The sequence below is a fragment of the Cohnella ginsengisoli genome (assembly GCF_029525555.1).
GTDB lineage: Bacteria > Bacillota > Bacilli > Paenibacillales > Paenibacillaceae > Cohnella > Cohnella ginsengisoli.
In genome coordinates, this window is the sequence record NZ_JAPDHZ010000006.1 from 564,921 (window position 1) to 580,418 (window position 15,498).

A 15,498-nucleotide genomic window follows, 5' to 3' on the forward strand; every position below is an offset into this window, starting at 1 on the left:
GGTAAAAATTGGAAATACCTCTTCCTTGAATATCTTTGAAGAGAGGCGAGAGGTAGGTTAAATTCCGAAGGATGTTAGGAGTGAAAGGATGATCATTCGTGTAGCAAGCGGGGCGGCCGTACTGCTTCTGGGAAGCGCGCTTCTCGGCGCATGCGCAGACAAGGAACCGTCCGCGGTGAATACGCCGACCGGCGGCAGCGTGGCCGAAGCTGCGGTGCAGTCGGATTCCGCCGAGCGTCCATCGTACTTGCCTGCGGGATTTCCGCTGCCCGACGATGCCGATATTCGCACGTCTCACCAGGAAACGACGGACGGCAAACGCTCCGTGCTGCTTATTTTCGCAACCAAGAAGAGCATGGATGAGGTTTCGGCCCTGTACAAAGATTACTTCAATGCCGAGCTGGGCGAGAATGCCGTCCAGACGGTCGACGACAAGAACCTGATCATACAGGGGAACAGTAAAACCGAAAAAGAAACGTGGTCGATGATCGGGGGCCCGCTGGCCGCGGAAGACGGCGTCGTGGAGCTCACGTTGACCTGGACGGAAGTATAGCTTGCTGCAGTGGCAGAAATAAACAAAAAGAGCTCTTGCGTTTAACGGCGCAGGAGCTCGTTCTTGTTTGCGGAAGTTTGGGGGAGAAACGCTGCTTGATCAAAGAACTCGGCTTTAGAGGGATCCGTTGATTAAACGGTCGAGTCTGGCCGTCGTGTCGTCCTCCGCCGAAGGCATATTGACGATTACCGTCAAATGAGGCGCGTTCGACACGGTGAAGGCCGCTTGTTCGAAGACGAGCAGCCCCGCAGACGGATGATAGTTGCGCTTCGTGCCCTCCGGCCCGTTTAGAACGTCGTGCGTCGGCCACCACTCGCGGAATTCGGCGCTCTCGCGGGTCAGCTCTTCGATCATCGCCAGCCACCAGGGATCTCCGGCGAATCTGGCGTATCCCGCGCGAAACTGAGCCAGCCGATGGCGTGCATGCGGCTCCCAGCCTTCGCGGAGCAGCTCGCGTACGTACGGCGAGGTGAATGTCCGCCATACGGTATTGCGATCACGCTGAGACATTGACCCATAATCGCCATAAATCAGGCAGGCAGGCCGGTTCCAGGCCACGACGTCCATCCGCTGATCGGTCGCGAGGGCCGGGCTGGGCGCCTGCAGCTCGAGAAACCGCCATAGCGTTCGCGGCACGGCTCCGTCGTCAGGCTGCGGATCGGCCGGGAGCTGCCGCAGCGCGAGCAGGTATAGATGCCTTCGCTCGGTCGCGTCGAGCCGGAGCGCTGCCGCGATGCTGTCCAGCACCTGGGCGGAGGCCTGGATATCGCGCGCTTGCTCCAGCCACGTGTACCAATCCGCGCTGACGCCGGCCAGCAGCGCCACTTCCTCTCGCCGCAGTCCGGGCGTGCGCCGTCTGCCTCCGCCGGGCAGTCCGACCTGCTCCGGGGACAGTCTGGCTCGCCTTGTCTTCAGAAACAGCGCGAGCTCGCGCTGCCGCTGGTCGTTTACAGGTTCCATGGCTGGCTTCACTTCCTTTTCGGCGAAGCGACATGATCCGGGGAGTGGCGCTCCCGGGATAAACCCTCCGCTTACGCATGCGTCAGCATCATTATAAACTGACCGGGATGCGGATGGCGACCGAAGCCGTCCGGAAAACGGGAGGGAACGAACAATGGAAACTGTCGCTCAAACGGGCGTTTGGCGCGAAACCAAGCAAGGCAGGGCCGCGCTGCTGCTCGGCCTGTCGCTTGGCTACTTCATGGTGCTGATGGACACGACGGCGCTTGGCGTCGCGCTGCCCGCGATCCGCGCCGATCTGGGCGGAGGCTTGTCGGGCCTGCAATGGGTGGTCAATGCGTACACGATCGTTTTCGCGGGACTGCTGATGTCCATGGGCGCGCTCGCCGATCGGCTCGGCGCGAAGCGCGTCTACTCGGCCGGGCTGGCCGTGTTTCTCGCCGCATCGGCGCTTTGCGCCGCTTCGCCTTCGCTTGGCGCGCTCGTCGGATTTCGCGCCGTGCTGGGCGTCGGCGGGGCAGCCTTGCTTCCCGCTTCGCTCGCGCTGCTGGCCAAGTCATACCCGCAGCCGGCCGCGAGGGCGAGGGCGCTCGGCATCTGGGCGGCGACGACGGGGGCGGCTATGGCGATCGGCCCCGTCGCGGGAGGCTTGCTCGCCGACAGCTGGGGCTGGAGGAGCATTTTCCTGATTAATGTACCGCTCGCCGCCGTCAGTCTGGCCGTCGTCGGGCGACTGGCGGGCGCCGATGCCGGACGCGGGCAGCGCGGCCTCGATCCGGCCGGACAAGCGACCTGCATTGCGGCGATCGCTTCGCTCGCCTATGCGCTGACCGAGGGCCATGCGCGTGGATGGACGTCGCCGGCCGTACTGGGCGCTTTCGTTTTGTTTGCGCTCGCGTCGGCGGGCTTTGCGGCAGTGGAGTCGCGGGGGGCGGGCGCCGCTGCTGCCGCTTCGTCTTCTCAAGGTACCGACAGTGTCTGCCGGCATGCTGGCCGGACTTCTCGTCAACGTCGGCTTGTCCGGCGTGCTGTTCGCGCTGCCGCTCTACTTTCAGCAGGCGCGGGGTTACGAGGCGCATGCCGCGGGTCTGGCGCTGCTGCCGATGACGATCCCGCTGGCGTTCAACCCGATATTGACAGGGCGAATCGTCGGCCGTGTCGGCGCAAGACTGCCCATGGCCGCGGGCTTCGCGCTGTGCGCGACGGGCGTGCTGACCCTGGCGGCGGCGACGGGAGAGACCGGCTACGTCGGTCATTTGATCGGCTTGCTGCTCGTCGGCTTCGGCACCTCCCTCGCCATTCCTTCGCTGATGGCCGCCGTGATGGCCGCTTCGCCGCCCGAGTGGACTGGATCGGCCTCCGGCGCGCTGAACGCCTCGCGTCAGCTGGGCGCCACGCTCGGCGTCGTGCTGATGGGCGCCTTTCTCGGACAGGCAGGTTCGACGGAAGCCGGCATCCGATCCGGTTTTGTCGCGCTGGGGCTCGTCCTGTCGGCAGGTGCGATCTTGGCGTGGTCCATGATCGGGAGGGGAGCGGCGGCGATAGATGTCCAGGTGGTAGGCACGGCTTTATACCGGCATACGAGTAACGAACAAAGTTCCGCTATCGTGCCGCAAAAGCTCGCTCCCGTGCAAATAGAGGTCAAAAGTTCCGCTATCGCAACTCATTAAGAACATCCTCGCTCGTATAAAAGAAGCGGCATGTGGTACCATGGCGGTATATCATAAGTCCGGAATGGTTGATTTATTCGGCTAAGGAGGACGGCATGGAAAGAGGACGAACGTACGGCGAAGCGTGGAAGGCCGGGGCTCGGCGGTTGGCGGAGGCAGGCGTCGACGATACGGAGGCCGAGGCAGGGGCGGAGTTGCTGATCTTGCACGTACTCGGGATCGGCAAGGCCGAGCTGCTGCGGGATTTGCGGGAGCTCTTCCCGGAGGCGAAGCGGCAAGCGTGGGAGACGATGCTGGCGCGGAGGGCGGCAGGGGAGCCGGCGCAATACGTGACCGGCGAGCAATATTTTTACGGCAGGCGATTCGCAGTGACCCCTGCGGTGCTGATCCCGAGGCCGGAGACGGAGCTGCTGGCCGAAGCGGTGCTTGAAGAGGCGGCAAGGCTCGTCGCAGCGCGAAAGGCAAGGCGAAACGAGGAGCTGGCAGAGGCGGAAGGCTTCGACGGAACGGGCGAGAGCGCCGACGGGATGGCGGCCTCGGACGATGCACCGAAGATGGAGCTGCGCGTGCTGGACGTCGGCACGGGCAGCGGCGCGCTCGCGGTCACGCTGAAGCTGGAGCAGCCAGGCTGGCAAGTGACCGCCAGCGATCTGTCGCCGGACGCGCTCGAAGTAGCGGCAGGCAACGCGGCTGCGCTCGGCGCGAGCGTCCGCTTCGTGCAGGGCGATTTGCTGGCGCCGTTTCTGGCAGGGGGCGCGCATGCGGGCGAGCGGATCGATATTCTTGTTTCCAATCCGCCGTATATTCCTTCGTCGGACTTGCCCGGCCTGCAAGCGGAAGTGCGCGAGCACGAGCCGCATCTTGCGCTGGACGGCGGGCCGGACGGGCTGGCGCCCTACCGCCGGATGGCCGAGCAGTTGAGCGGGCTGACGGAGCTGCCTGCGATGGTCGCCTGGGAGGTCGGCATCCACCAGGCGGTGCAGGCGGCCGCGCTTCTGCGCGAGGCCGCCGACTGGGACGAGATTCGCGTCGTCCGCGATTATGCCGGTATCGACCGTCACGTGCTCGCGCTTCGTTTCTAAAAAAACAAAATATAGATTGCTAGGTTTACAGATTCGGGAGAAGGACATAATGAGGACTAAGCCGTTCCGGAACGCATCGGCCGCACCGACGGGTGCGCACAAGGAGCGAGAACGATGCGTGGTCTTCGTCATTATGGTCCTTTTCTTTTTCTTCTTCTTATCGGTCTGTCAGGATTTTCTACGTTGGCAGTGAACCGCGCCTCGGCGGATGCCGAAGGCGACGATACGATACCGAACCAGGCGATCCGCATCCGGATCATCGCCAATTCGGACAGCGATCGCGATCAGGCGATCAAACGCAAAGTACGCGACGACGTCTCCGCGTTGATCGAATCTTGGGGCGAGATGCCCGCTACGATTGAAGAAGCGCGTGCGCTCATCCGTTCACGGCTCGCGGACGTCGAGGCTGTGGCGGACAAGTCGCTGAAGGGTTCCAAAGCCGGTTACGGCGAAAAAACGGAGCTTGCGGTCGTGGACTTCCCGGCCAAAACGTTCGAGGGCAAGACGTATCCGGCGGGACAGTACGAAGCGCTTCGGATTACGCTTGGCAAGGGCGGCGGCGCCAACTGGTGGTGCGTGCTTTTCCCGCCGCTGTGCCTGGCGGCGTCGGTCAAGGCGGACGACCAGGCCGCGTCCAGCGAGAAGCAGCCTGCCAAGCAGACGACGGTCGCGCAAAAGAACGACCAAGGCAACGCTGCCAAGATCAAGCAAGCGTCCGCGAACGCAGCACAGGAGGACGGCGTCATCGCCGCGGCCTTGCCGGCCGAGAAGCCGAAGGCCGAGTTCTTCCTGCTCGTCCTGCTCGAGAAGCTGTTCAGTTTCATCGCCTCGTTGTTCTCCTGAGCGCTGTGATATAATCGTCCTAACTTGACTGAACGCGAGGGACGGACATGCATACGAAGACGAAATATTGGACGCCGGCGGACGGGGATGCCGGCTTGAACGAAGCCGCCGCGGCGATTGCCGCAGGCGGCGTCGTGGCGTTTCCGACCGAGACGGTGTACGGGCTCGGGGCGGACGCGCGCAGCGAAGCCGCCGCGGAGCGGATCTTCGCGGCCAAAGGGAGGCCTTCGGACAATCCGCTGATCGTGCATCTGGCGGATGCGGCGGACGTGGACGCGCTGGCCGCCGAGGTGTCGCCGCTGGAGCGGACGCTCATGGCCGTCTTTTGGCCGGGGCCGCTCACGCTCGTACTGCCCGTGCGGCCCGGGGCGGTAGCGGCCCGCGTGACTGCGGGGCTCGACACGGTTGCCGTGCGCGTGCCGGCGCACGAGATCGCGCGGCGGCTGATCGCGGCCGCGGGCTGCCCGGTCGCGGCGCCCAGCGCGAACCGCTCGGGCCGGCCGAGCCCGACGCTCGCGAGCCATGTGCGCGACGACCTCGACGGGCGCATCGACGGTCTGCTCGACGGCGGCCCGACCGGCGTCGGCGTGGAGTCGACCGTCGTCCGCGTGCTAGGCGGCGACGTGCACATCCTGCGGCCGGGCGGCGTGACGGCCGAGCAGCTGCGCGAGGCGGCGGGCGCAGCGGCGCGCGTCTTGGTCTCCGCCGGCGATGTGGCAGCGGCGGGCGCCGGTTCAACCGGTATCGCCGGTGACGAAGCCGGCGCCGCGCGTGCGACAGACGCGGCCGTGGCCAATCCGGCTGTGGCATTTGCCGCGGGCGCGCCGCGCTCGCCCGGCGTGAAGTACGCCCATTACGCCCCGCGGGGCGTAATGGCGATTGCCTCCGGCGCGCCCGAGGCCGTGCGCGCCGCGGTGCAAGCCGCCGTCGACGAAGCGCGGCGGCGCGGCGAGCCTGCCGGCGTGCTGTGCTGCGACGAGCACGCCGGATCTTACCGCGCGGACGCCGTCATCGCGCTGGGTCCGCGCGCGGAGCCGGCCGTCGCCGCGCAGGCGCTGTACGCGGCGCTGCGCGAATGCGACGCGCGCGGCCTGCGGTTCATCGCGGCCGAAGCCTTCCCGGAGGAAGGCATCGGGGCCGCGCTCATGAACCGCATGCGCAAGGCGGCCGGCGGCCGCGCGCTGCCCGTCTGAGCGGCGCCGCCTTCGGGCGCAGCAGCTCAATTAAGGCTCGTCGCTAGCGGCGAGCCTGTCCGCCCGGTACGCTGCTCCGCTCTCCCGCTTCCGCCCGTACAGAACTCGCAGCTTCGACATGCCTCTGGCTCTCCTTCTGGCTCAAACCGGTTCCCCTTGCCTTCGTCGGGTCATGTTCGCCGCCTTGTCCGCATATGCTCCCTATATCGGGCTAGCTGGACAAGGGGGCTAAAGCATGGAATGGTCTGCGGCGGCGGGGCATTTGATTACGATCGGCATTATGGCGGTCGCGCTCGGGATGGATGCCTTCTCGCTCGGCATCGGAATCGGGCTGAAGGGCGTCCGCAAGCTGGACGTGCTCAAACTGAGCGCCTTGATCGCTTTGTTCCACGTTCTGATGCCGCTCGGGGGGCATGCTGACTGGACATTACGTAAGCGGACTACTGGGCGGCGTCGCCACGTCCGCGGCGGGCGCGCTTCTGCTGCTGCTCGGCGGCCATATGGTGTACAGCGCGATCCGCGGCGAGTCCGTTTCGTCGATCAGCCATCGAACGTTTTGGGGCATGCTCGTTTTCGCGCTCAGCGTGAGCATCGACGCCTTTTCGGTCGGCGTCTCGCTAGGGATGTTCTCGGCGCATATGATGTTCACGGTACTCCTGTTCGGATTCGTTGGCGGCGCCATGAGCGTGCTGGGACTGCTGCTCGGGACGCGGGTAAGCCAGTCGCTCGGAGGCTACGGAGAAGCGTTCGGCGGGGTGATTTTGTTTGCGTTCGGCCTGCTGTTTTTGATATAACTAGTTCACTATAAAGTCGACGGGGCAAATGTCCGTCCGAACGAGGAGGCTAGGATGATGCGGCGTATATTGATGGTGTGCACCGGGAATACATGCCGGAGTCCGATGGCCGAAGCCCTGCTGCGCGATTGGGCGAGGCGGACGGGCACGGAGATGGAGGTGCGGTCGGCCGGGGTATCTGCCCAGTCGGGCATGCCGATCTCCGCGAATGCGGCGGAGACGTTGAAGCGAGGCAATGTCGCGCTGCCCGGCGCTTCGACGAGGCTCGACCGGGGGGACGTAGAGTGGGCGGATCTCATCCTGACGATGACCGCCTCCCACAAGCGCGCGATCGCGGAGCGGTATCCGCACGCGTCGTCCAAGACCTATACGCTGAAGGAATACGCGCGGCAGAGCGAGGCGCTGCTGCCCGATCTGCAGGAGATGGACCGCCTCCATGCGGAATTTCAGGTGGCGCTGGCGCTCGGCAAGCCGTTTCCCGAACAGGACAAGCGACGCTTGACCGAGCTGTCGCGGCGCGCGCCCGATCTGGACATCGCGGATCCGTACGGCGGGCCGCTCGCGGTATACGAGGCTTGCGCGAGGGAGATTCGCGAGTCGATCGAGCGGGCTTTCGGCGGGCGGCAGGCTGCTGATTGAAGGATATAGGATTGCGTAAATGACCTTATTGAACGGCAAAGCGCCGCTTGCTCCGTGTTATGGAGCGAGCGGCGCTATTTTAATGCGAATCCCGCAGCTTCGCGACCTCTTCCTGCGGCAGATCGAGCAGGTCGGCGATCTGGCCCGGCGTAAAGCCCTTGGCTAGCAGCTTGCGCACGCTCTCGGCGCGGCCGGCTTCTATGCCTTTTTCTTTTCCCTTTTCCAGACCTTCCTCCAGACCTTCCTCGTAGCCCCAGCGCTTCCATGCAGGCATCAATTCCATAACGCGTTCGGCCTCCTCCGGATCGCGAGCCTGAAGCTCGCGCAATATGGACCGGTCCTCTTCGGGTTCGGGCCGGTAGTAGAGATCCGCAATCGACATGACGAGCGCCAGTTTGGCGTCGTCCAGCTTCGGATGCAGCCTCGCCAGCATTCTAAGGTAAGCCAGTCGGAGCTCGCGTCTGTCTCTTTCATTATAACCCATCCGTGACAACAGCGCAGCGGCTACAGGATTGTCCGACTTGGCGAAGCGCCGCCAATCCAGGCGAGCGAGCTCCAGCTTGCGGTAGCGGAACTCCACGATGCTCTCCTTCCCGAAGTGCATCCAATATCCGCCGGGCTCGTCTCTTGCACGGCTTCCTGTGAAAATGGCTACGGGGGAGAATCACCTTATAGGATTTGCGGTGACGTTCCAGCAGTCTTGCGAAGTACAGGAACATTCGCTCCCCGAAATCCGCTTGCGCATAGGATTGGGGCTCCAGATGAATGAGAATGAACGCGTTTCTGCCTCGCAGGCGAACCTCGACAAGCAAATCCACCGTACGTTTCTCCCCTCCGACGACGTCCACCAATAGTTCCTGCATGAGGAAGCGCGTACATGAGAAGTCGATTAAACGATAAAGCTCGGGAAAAAACAAAGCCATGAATTCGGCGAAAAAAGCTTGCAGCAGCTTTTTGAATGCTTCGTCGTGCGGCGCCATATCGAATCGTCACGCTCCCCCCGGAAAATAGAAAAGCGCCGCAAACTCTCGTATGAGAGCGTGCGGCGCATGCTTTGCGACCGTATTCTTGACATCAGTTTAACAGGCGCGCGGCAGCGAAGCAACTCCCGGCATCCATCAAATTTCTTCATTCCAGTCCGGACCCTTGTCCTCGTAAACCTCGGCCTCGCCGATCCCGTCCGCCATGTCGTACTGCTCCTCGTTCGCGGCGCTCTGGATGTCCTCCGAGCTGACGGATAAATAGAGGTAGCCGTCCTCGCGGCTTTTGCGCAGCGCCTTTTCCTTCATGAACTTCGGGCTGGCATCCCCTGCTTCCTCGTCGTAGACGAGGATGATGCCTTCCGTTTTTCTCAGGAGCAGGTCGTCCCGCGCCGTAAACTGCCAGGGGCCGCTGTAGGGCTGCTTGCTTACCGCGGCATAATAGTCGACGTTTTTCAGGATCCCGCGGTAATATTCCTGCTTGTCCTCGCTCCACTTTTCCTCTTGGCCCTCGAACGCCGTCAGGATCGAGAGACGCAGCTGCGGATAATCTTTTTTCAGCGCGATGACCGATTCGCAGGCCCACAGGTCGACGCCGTACTGGCCGGGCGTGATGACCCACTCGAGACCTTCCTCGATCAGGGGGGATGAGCTTGGACTCGATGGCCTTGCGTATGAAAGGGATTCCTTTGTGTTTTTGTCCGAAAATGCCGAGCTCGTGCGCGCGGTATCCGGTAATCAGCAGATTGTTCATGCTTGCTCCTTACTGAACCGTCGTAAGCCTTGATAAGGTTGATTATAGTCTATTTTCGATTGACTTCGGCATTTTCCTTCGCTATGATGTAGCTACAAGTTGCAGTTCCGGTGTAACTGGCGACACAAGTGGGGTTAACCACAGTGGAGCATCGGAATGTCGGCCGGTCGCCTGGGCAGAGAGCAGCGTGCTTTAAGCACGCGTGCTCTTTTTCGTCTTTTTTGCGGCAAATTCGGTATAATACATCTGACAATCAAGGGAGGTAGGTACAGTCATGATCATCGCTATCGGCGCCGACCACGCGGGTTATCGTCTCAAGGACGTCATCGTCCCGTTCCTGGAAGCGCAGGGTCACCAGATTATCGATCTCGGATGCAATTGCGCGGATTCGGTGGATTATCCGGATTATGCCGTGCCCGTATGCGACAAAGTCGTCCGCGGAGAAGCGGACAGAGGGATCCTGATCTGCGGCACCGGGATCGGCATGTCGATCGCGGCGAACAAGACGCCGGGCATCCGCTGCGCGCTCGTGCACGACCTGTTCTCGGCCAAGGCTACGCGCGAGCACAACGACACCAACGTGCTGGCGATGGGCGAACGCGTCGTCGGTCCTGGCGTCGCCGAGGAGATCGTGCGCGTCTGGCTGGACACGCCCTTCTCCGAAGGGCCGCGCCATGTCGGCCGGCTGAACAAGGTGAAGGCGATCGAAGAGCAGCAGGCACTTCATCCTTGAACGGACCGGGAGGCGCGATGCGACGATGACTGACCAAGACCAAGCGTTGCCCGTCGCGGGCCAAGTCGAAAAAGCGCTGTCCGAGCTGGCCGAAGTCGCGGCTTTGGGCGCGGGGCAGATCGTCGTGCTGGGCGTCAGCACGAGCGAAGTGCAAGGCCGCCGGATCGGTACGTCCGGAGCGCCTGCCGTCGCCCGGGAGATCTACGAAGGCGTGCGGCGCGTCCGCGACCGGAAGGGTTTCGAGACGGTGTGGCAATGCTGCGAGCACTTGAACCGCGCGCTTGTGACCGAGCGAAGCTTGGCCGCGGCCCGGGGCTGGACGATCGTATCGGCTGTGCCGGTTCCGAAGGCCGGCGGCTCCATGGCGGCCTATGCTTACGGCCAATTGACGGATCCTTGCCTCGTCGAGGCCGTCTCCGTCGATGCCGGGCTCGATATCGGCGAGACGCTGATCGGCATGCACCTGCGCCCGGTCGCCGTGCCGGTAAGACCGTCCGGCCGCTGGATCGGCGAGGCGCGCGTGACGATGGCTTACGCGCGGCCGAAGCTGATCGGCGGCGAGCGCGCGGTGTACGCGCCGCCTGCGACGCAGGCGCCTCCGTCGGGCACCTGCGACTGAGTCGCCGTGGCCCGGCGTGCCGAGATAGCCGGAAGAACCGGCTAACGGCGCGCTAACCGGCCGAATCCGGCCGAGATAGCCGGAAAAACCGGCTAACGGCGCGCCGAACCGCCGCATCTGGGCCGAGATAGCCGGAAAAACCGGCTAACGGCGCGCTAACCGGCCGAATCCGGCCGAGATAGCCGGAAAAACCGGCTAACGGCGCGCCGAACGGCCGCATCTGGGCCGAGATAGCCGGAAAAACCGGCTAAAGTCACGCCGAACGGCCGCATCTGGGCCGAGATAGCCGGAAAAACCGGCTAACGGCACGCCGAACCGCCGCATCTGGGCCGAGATAGCCGGAAAAACCGGCTAACGGCGCGCTAACCGGCCGAATCCGGCCGAGATAGCCGGAAAAACCGGCTAACGGCGCGCCGGGCCTCGCGAACGCCAACGCCTTTTCACCCAACCATCCCTTACAAATACAAATAATCACTTTCCATATTCCTAAGGAGGACCACCCATGACCGCCAATCTGCGCAAGCAAGATCCCGAGATCGTCAAAGCCCTTAACCTCGAGCTCGGCCGCCAACGCGACAACCTCGAGCTGATCGCATCCGAGAACATCGTAAGCGAAGCCGTTCTTGAAGCCATGGGCACCGTGCTCACGAACAAGTACGCCGAAGGGTACCCGGGCAAGCGTTACTACGGCGGCTGCGAGTACGTCGACATTCCCGAGGAGATCGCGCGCAATCGCGCCAAGGAACTGTTCGGCGCCGAGCATGCCAACGTGCAGCCGCACTCCGGCGCGCAGGCGAACCTCGCCGTCTACCTCGCCGCGCTGCAGCCCGGCGACACCGTGCTCGGCATGAACCTGGCGCACGGCGGTCATCTGACGCACGGCAGCCCGGTCAACGCATCGGGCATCCTGTACAACTTCGTCGCTTATGGCGTTGACGAGTCGACGTTCACGATCAACTACGACGAAGTCCGCAAAGCCGCGTTCAAGCACCGTCCCCGCATGATCGTCGCCGGCGCGAGCGCTTATCCGCGTATTATCGACTTCGAAGCACTCGGTCAGATCGCCAGCGACGTAGGCGCGCTGTTCATGGTCGACATGGCGCACATCGCCGGTCTCGTGGCAGGCGGCCAGCACCCGAGCCCGGTGCCGCACGCGCACTTCGTCACGACGACCACGCACAAGACGCTGCGCGGCCCGCGCGGCGGCCTGATCCTCTGCACCAAGCCTTGGGCGGCGGCCATCGACAAGGCCGTATTCCCCGGCACGCAGGGCGGCCCGCTTATGCACACGATCGCGGCCAAGGCCGTTGCGCTCGGCGAAGCGCTGCAGCCGTCCTTCAAGGACTACGCGGCAAACGTCGTGACCAATGCCAAGGCGCTTGCCGAGTCGCTGACCGCTGAGGGCATCAACCTGGTCTCCGGCGGCACGGACAACCACCTGATGCTCGTGGACACTCGCAACCTGAACATTACGGGCAAGGATGCCGAGCACGTGCTCGACTCCGTGGGCATTACCGTCAACAAGAACGCGATCCCGTTCGATCCGACGAGCCCGTTCATCACGAGCGGCATCCGCATCGGCACGCCGGCCGTTACTTCGCGCGGCATGGACGCCGCGGCGATGAAAAAGATCGGCCAAGCGATCGCCATCACGCTGAAGAACGCCAAGGATGAGACCAAGCTGGAAGAAGCGCGCAAGCTGGTACGCGAGCTCGCCGCGCAATATCCGCTGTACCAAGGTCTTGAATACTAAGATAAGTACCGTCCAAGTCTCCTAAAAACAGGTACAGGCGCCCAATTTTGACCTTTCGAGGTCGAATTGGGCGCCGTTTGTTTGACGATTCGGGGCATTCGGTATAAACTAAGTGTACGCTTAATTCCCGGTATCGGCCGGGAAACGGGGGGAACCGAATCTTTATGGGGCGAATTGAAGCCTTTATCAGGCTTCATAGGGTACCATCTTATCCGAGTCCGTCAGCTAACCTCGTAGGCAGTGGATGGGTCACATCTAATTTATTGAAGCTTGAATGACCCTCGCCGGGTCTTTTGGCGTCTCTACAAGACCCCTCTGTCTGGCTAAGCGTATTGCGCGCGCCTGATGCAGAAGGGTCTTTTCTGTCCTTCGGGGCGTGTCGACTTTAGACCGGGAGAAGGAGGAATTCACGTTGGCCATGCCGGAATTCGCCAGAAACATGGACCAAGACGCTGCCGCTCCTGTTTGCACGACCGCGAATACGTATTATCATAGCCTCATCGACTGGGGCGACGCGAACGATCCGCTCCGCAAGCTGCTGTCCCCATCCCTGCCGGCGGCCGGCGGCAAGGGGATCTGGGGCGCCTCGGACGACGAAGCCGACTATTTGGCCCAAGGTTATCGCCATAAGTTTCGGACGTCCGCGTTTCTGATGCTTCCCGAGACGGAGGCCGAAGAGGGCATTTCGCCAGCGCTTGAATATGTAGCGGCCCACCCGGAGATCCGGCAGGTGATCCTGGCCGGCGGCGACTGCTTCAAACTTCCCACGCTCAAGTTGCGCAGGCTGATCCAGAATCTGCGGGCGATCCCCCATGTGGGGATCATTCGTCTTAGCACGCGCATGCCGGTCATGGATCCGATACGCATCTCGGACGACCTCGGCTTGCTGCGATTGATCCGCGAATTTTCCACGCCTTCGAAGCCGCTGTACCTGATGGCGCACATCCATCATCCCCGAGAGATGACGGATCAAGCGATCCGGGCGTTTCGCTCGCTCGGCGACGCCGGGGCCGTCATCGTGAACCGGACGCCGATCCTGGGCGGGATCAACGACGCGCCGGAGCTGCTGGGCGAACTGCTGGAGCGCCTCGAGCTTGCGGGCGTGACGCCCTATTACTTTTTCGTCGATCGTCCGAGCGAGGCGAGTGCCGAGTTTGCGGTGCCGCTGGCCAAGGCGTACCGGCTGGTCGAGGAAGCCAAGCTGACGACGGCGGGACTCGGGCGGCGTGCGCGCCTCGCGATCAATCATGACGCGGGCTTCACCGAGGTGCTGGCCGTCGAGGGCGGCAAAGCCTATCTGAAGTTCCATGCTTCGCCTGACGACGACGCGGGCAAGTTCATCACGGCGGACTGTCCCGAAGACGCGCTGTGGCTGACCGAACTGCCGGGCAGCGAATCGAAGATCGGGGCGCTGCGGATCGATTGGACGGACTCCGAAGATTACGGGCTCCATACTTCTTACGTCAAGCGGCCTTATCAGATCGGGGACTGACCGACAGCCTTTCGCGCCATACATTCGGCTTTGCCTTTCGAGGCGGGCCGGATGTATATTTATTTTACGGATACTCGCGCGTCTTCGGGGGAAATGTTGAAACGGTCGGCCTGCGTCCGCGTAATACATTACATAGCCGCGAACAAGCGGACAAGAGGAGGATTCGTGTAAATGTCTATTTTCAAACGGCTGCGCGATCTCACGCTGTCTAACGTATATGCCCTGATCGAAAAGGCGGAAGACCCGGTCAAAATGACCGATCAATATCTGCGCGACATGGCGGAGGATCTTGAGGATGCCGAGAAGGCGGTCGCAGCCCAGATCGCGATCGAGAAACGCTTCAAGCAGTTGTACGAGGAGCAATCGGCGCTCGTCGCCAAACGCGAGGAGCAGGCGAATATCGCGGCGCAGGCCAAGAATATTGACCTGGCCCGTCGCGCGCTCGAAGAGAAGAAAGCTGCTGAGATTAAAGTCGGCGAGTACAAAGCCAGCTACGAGCAGAACAAGCAAGCCGCGGACAATCTCCGCCTGAAGCTCGACGAGATGCGCAAGCAGTTCACCGAGCTGAAAAACCGGCGCGAGACGCTGGTTGCCCGCGCCAACGCGGCGAAGGCGCAAGCCGGCATCAACAAGGCGATGGCGGGCTTCGGCACCGACACCGCGATGTCGGGACTCAGCCGGATGGAAGAGAAGGTACGGCAAATGGAAGCGCACGCCGAGGCGACCGAAGAGCTCAGCCAGTCCAAGGGCAAGTCGCTTGACGACGAGTTCGCGGCGCTTGGCAAGGACAAAGCGGTCGAGGATGAATTGGCGGCTTTGATGAAAAAATACGAGAGCTAAGGCGATCGAAGAGGACTCCCCCCGCGGGGTCCTTTTTTTCAAACGCCCATCTAAGCTAAAATAAGGTAGGAATTTCATGGCGCCTCCGAAACGGAGCGCTTCGGGCGGCTCGTTCCCGCGGGGGACGGGGAACCGCCCGGTTTATCCGCGGGAGGAGAGACGTTAACAGTGACGATTGAAAACGTGGTCGGCACGCTGCTGTGGACGGCGGCGGGCGCGGTGCTTCTGTTCATTCTCATGGGCATCGACGCTTATTTTACCAAGTACAAGGACATGGCCGAGATGAAGCGGGGCAACACGGCGGTAGCTGTCCGCTTCGTATTGAAGCTTGTGGCGCAGGGGTATATCCTTTCCCGCTCGATCGTGACGTCCGACGATCTTGGGGAGGCGCTGCTCGTTTCCTTCATTTCGTTCGTGATTCTGTTCGTGCTTGAGTGGATCGTCGAGCTGGCGTTCCGGAAAATCGGGGACTTGCGCTTGGACGAAGGCGTACGGGACGGCATCGTAGGGCACGGGCTGATCGCGGGCTCCCTGCATCTGGTCGGTGCGATGATCATCGGCTCGTGCCTGTAAGGCTGCGGGAGAGGAGGACA

Annotated in this window: 14 protein-coding genes, 4 pseudogenes and 2 riboswitches; of the genes and pseudogenes, 14 read left to right on the plus strand and 4 right to left on the minus strand. The window is 62.8% G+C overall.

What is annotated here, in order from left to right:
• The first annotated feature begins 88 nt into the window (after window positions 1-88).
• A complete protein-coding gene (locus OMP38_RS29180) occupies window positions 89-553 on the plus strand; it encodes a hypothetical protein (protein ID WP_277568197.1) in 465 nt (154 codons plus the stop codon).
• A 114-nt stretch (window positions 554-667) separates the two neighbouring features.
• Here OMP38_RS29180 and OMP38_RS29185 read toward each other — a convergent pair whose 3' ends face one another.
• A complete protein-coding gene (locus OMP38_RS29185) occupies window positions 668-1,513 on the minus strand; it encodes a helix-turn-helix transcriptional regulator (protein ID WP_277568198.1) in 846 nt (281 codons plus the stop codon).
• A gap of 250 nt (window positions 1,514-1,763) precedes the next feature.
• Here OMP38_RS29185 and OMP38_RS29190 point away from each other — a divergent pair.
• The 7 genes and pseudogenes from OMP38_RS29190 to OMP38_RS29220 all read left to right on the plus strand — a co-directional run.
• A pseudogene (locus OMP38_RS29190) lies at window positions 1,764-2,192 on the plus strand (MFS transporter); the annotation flags it as partial.
• Window positions 2,193-2,352: 160 nt separating this feature from the next.
• A complete protein-coding gene (locus tag OMP38_RS29195; protein WP_277568199.1) occupies window positions 2,353-3,183 on the plus strand; it encodes an MFS transporter in 831 nt (276 codons plus the stop codon).
• 95 nt (window positions 3,184-3,278) lie between these two features.
• Window positions 3,279-4,265, plus strand: a complete 987-nt coding sequence (gene prmC, locus OMP38_RS29200; RefSeq protein WP_277568200.1) for a peptide chain release factor N(5)-glutamine methyltransferase — start codon at window positions 3,279-3,281, stop codon at window positions 4,263-4,265.
• A 114-nt stretch (window positions 4,266-4,379) separates the two neighbouring features.
• Complete coding sequence (spoIIR, locus tag OMP38_RS29205; RefSeq protein WP_277568201.1) at window positions 4,380-5,108, plus strand: stage II sporulation protein R; 729 nt, start codon at window positions 4,380-4,382, stop codon at window positions 5,106-5,108.
• Between the two features lie 47 nt (window positions 5,109-5,155).
• The gene (locus tag OMP38_RS29210; protein WP_277568202.1) at window positions 5,156-6,301 is read left to right on the plus strand and encodes an L-threonylcarbamoyladenylate synthase; all 1,146 of its coding nucleotides are present in this window, start codon (window positions 5,156-5,158) and stop codon (window positions 6,299-6,301) included.
• Window positions 6,302-6,536: 235 nt separating this feature from the next.
• Window positions 6,537-7,095: pseudogene (locus OMP38_RS29215) on the plus strand (manganese efflux pump MntP).
• Window positions 7,096-7,149: 54 nt separating this feature from the next.
• Window positions 7,150-7,734 (plus strand): low molecular weight protein arginine phosphatase, encoded by a 585-nt coding sequence (locus tag OMP38_RS29220; RefSeq protein WP_277568203.1) that lies wholly within the window; start codon window positions 7,150-7,152, stop codon window positions 7,732-7,734.
• Between the two features lie 79 nt (window positions 7,735-7,813).
• Here the strand turns inward: OMP38_RS29220 and OMP38_RS29225 are convergent, their stop codons facing one another.
• The 3 genes and pseudogenes from OMP38_RS29225 to OMP38_RS29230 all read right to left on the minus strand — a co-directional run bounded on the left by OMP38_RS29225 (window position 7,814) and on the right by OMP38_RS29230 (window position 9,468).
• The gene (locus OMP38_RS29225) at window positions 7,814-8,338 is read right to left on the minus strand and encodes a hypothetical protein (protein ID WP_277568204.1); all 525 of its coding nucleotides are present in this window, start codon (window positions 8,336-8,338) and stop codon (window positions 7,814-7,816) included.
• A gap of 115 nt (window positions 8,339-8,453) precedes the next feature.
• A pseudogene (locus OMP38_RS36380) lies at window positions 8,454-8,714 on the minus strand (hypothetical protein); the annotation flags it as partial.
• A 138-nt stretch (window positions 8,715-8,852) separates the two neighbouring features.
• Window positions 8,853-9,468, minus strand: a pseudogene (locus OMP38_RS29230) (SLOG family protein).
• 102 nt (window positions 9,469-9,570) lie between these two features.
• Window positions 9,571-9,652: riboswitch (ZMP/ZTP riboswitch) on the plus strand.
• A 90-nt stretch (window positions 9,653-9,742) separates the two neighbouring features.
• Here OMP38_RS29230 and rpiB point away from each other — a divergent pair.
• The 6 genes from rpiB to OMP38_RS29260 all read left to right on the plus strand — a co-directional run bounded on the left by rpiB (window position 9,743) and on the right by OMP38_RS29260 (window position 15,478).
• Complete coding sequence (gene rpiB, locus OMP38_RS29235; RefSeq protein ID WP_277568205.1) at window positions 9,743-10,201, plus strand: ribose 5-phosphate isomerase B; 459 nt, start codon at window positions 9,743-9,745, stop codon at window positions 10,199-10,201.
• 25 nt (window positions 10,202-10,226) lie between these two features.
• Entirely contained in the window at window positions 10,227-10,820 is a 594-nt protein-coding gene (locus OMP38_RS29240; RefSeq protein WP_277568206.1) for a TIGR01440 family protein, read from the plus strand.
• 502 nt (window positions 10,821-11,322) lie between these two features.
• On the plus strand, window positions 11,323-12,573 hold the full coding sequence (locus tag OMP38_RS29245; protein WP_277568207.1) for a serine hydroxymethyltransferase: 1,251 nt from the start codon (window positions 11,323-11,325) through the stop codon (window positions 12,571-12,573).
• Between the two features lie 107 nt (window positions 12,574-12,680).
• A riboswitch (cyclic di-AMP (ydaO/yuaA leader) is annotated at window positions 12,681-12,828 on the plus strand.
• Window positions 12,829-12,991: 163 nt separating this feature from the next.
• Complete coding sequence (locus tag OMP38_RS29250; RefSeq protein ID WP_420869778.1) at window positions 12,992-14,065, plus strand: KamA family radical SAM protein; 1,074 nt, start codon at window positions 12,992-12,994, stop codon at window positions 14,063-14,065.
• Between the two features lie 171 nt (window positions 14,066-14,236).
• Entirely contained in the window at window positions 14,237-14,905 is a 669-nt protein-coding gene (locus OMP38_RS29255) for a PspA/IM30 family protein (protein ID WP_277568209.1), read from the plus strand.
• A 168-nt stretch (window positions 14,906-15,073) separates the two neighbouring features.
• On the plus strand, window positions 15,074-15,478 hold the full coding sequence (locus tag OMP38_RS29260) for a DUF350 domain-containing protein (protein ID WP_277568210.1): 405 nt from the start codon (window positions 15,074-15,076) through the stop codon (window positions 15,476-15,478).
• Window positions 15,479-15,498: the final 20 nt, after the last annotated feature.

Excerpts from the sequence above, each read along its gene's own strand:
- OMP38_RS29180 (WP_277568197.1), top strand. The coding sequence starts at position 89 with ATGATCATTCGTGTAGCAAGCGGGGCGGCCGTACTGCTTCTGGGAAGC.
- OMP38_RS29185 (WP_277568198.1), bottom strand. The coding sequence starts at position 1,513 with ATGGAACCTGTAAACGACCAGCGGCAGCGCGAGCTCGCGCTGTTTCTG.
- OMP38_RS29195 (WP_277568199.1), top strand. The coding sequence starts at position 2,353 with ATGCGCGTGGATGGACGTCGCCGGCCGTACTGGGCGCTTTCGTTTTGT.
- prmC (WP_277568200.1), top strand. The coding sequence starts at position 3,279 with ATGGAAAGAGGACGAACGTACGGCGAAGCGTGGAAGGCCGGGGCTCGG.
- spoIIR (WP_277568201.1), top strand. The coding sequence starts at position 4,380 with ATGCGTGGTCTTCGTCATTATGGTCCTTTTCTTTTTCTTCTTCTTATC.
- OMP38_RS29210 (WP_277568202.1), top strand. The coding sequence starts at position 5,156 with ATGCATACGAAGACGAAATATTGGACGCCGGCGGACGGGGATGCCGGC.
- OMP38_RS29220 (WP_277568203.1), top strand. The coding sequence starts at position 7,150 with ATGATGCGGCGTATATTGATGGTGTGCACCGGGAATACATGCCGGAGT.
- OMP38_RS29225 (WP_277568204.1), bottom strand. The coding sequence starts at position 8,338 with ATGCACTTCGGGAAGGAGAGCATCGTGGAGTTCCGCTACCGCAAGCTG.
- rpiB (WP_277568205.1), top strand. The coding sequence starts at position 9,743 with ATGATCATCGCTATCGGCGCCGACCACGCGGGTTATCGTCTCAAGGAC.
- OMP38_RS29240 (WP_277568206.1), top strand. The coding sequence starts at position 10,227 with ATGACTGACCAAGACCAAGCGTTGCCCGTCGCGGGCCAAGTCGAAAAA.
- OMP38_RS29245 (WP_277568207.1), top strand. The coding sequence starts at position 11,323 with ATGACCGCCAATCTGCGCAAGCAAGATCCCGAGATCGTCAAAGCCCTT.
- OMP38_RS29250 (WP_420869778.1), top strand. The coding sequence starts at position 12,992 with ATGCCGGAATTCGCCAGAAACATGGACCAAGACGCTGCCGCTCCTGTT.
- OMP38_RS29255 (WP_277568209.1), top strand. The coding sequence starts at position 14,237 with ATGTCTATTTTCAAACGGCTGCGCGATCTCACGCTGTCTAACGTATAT.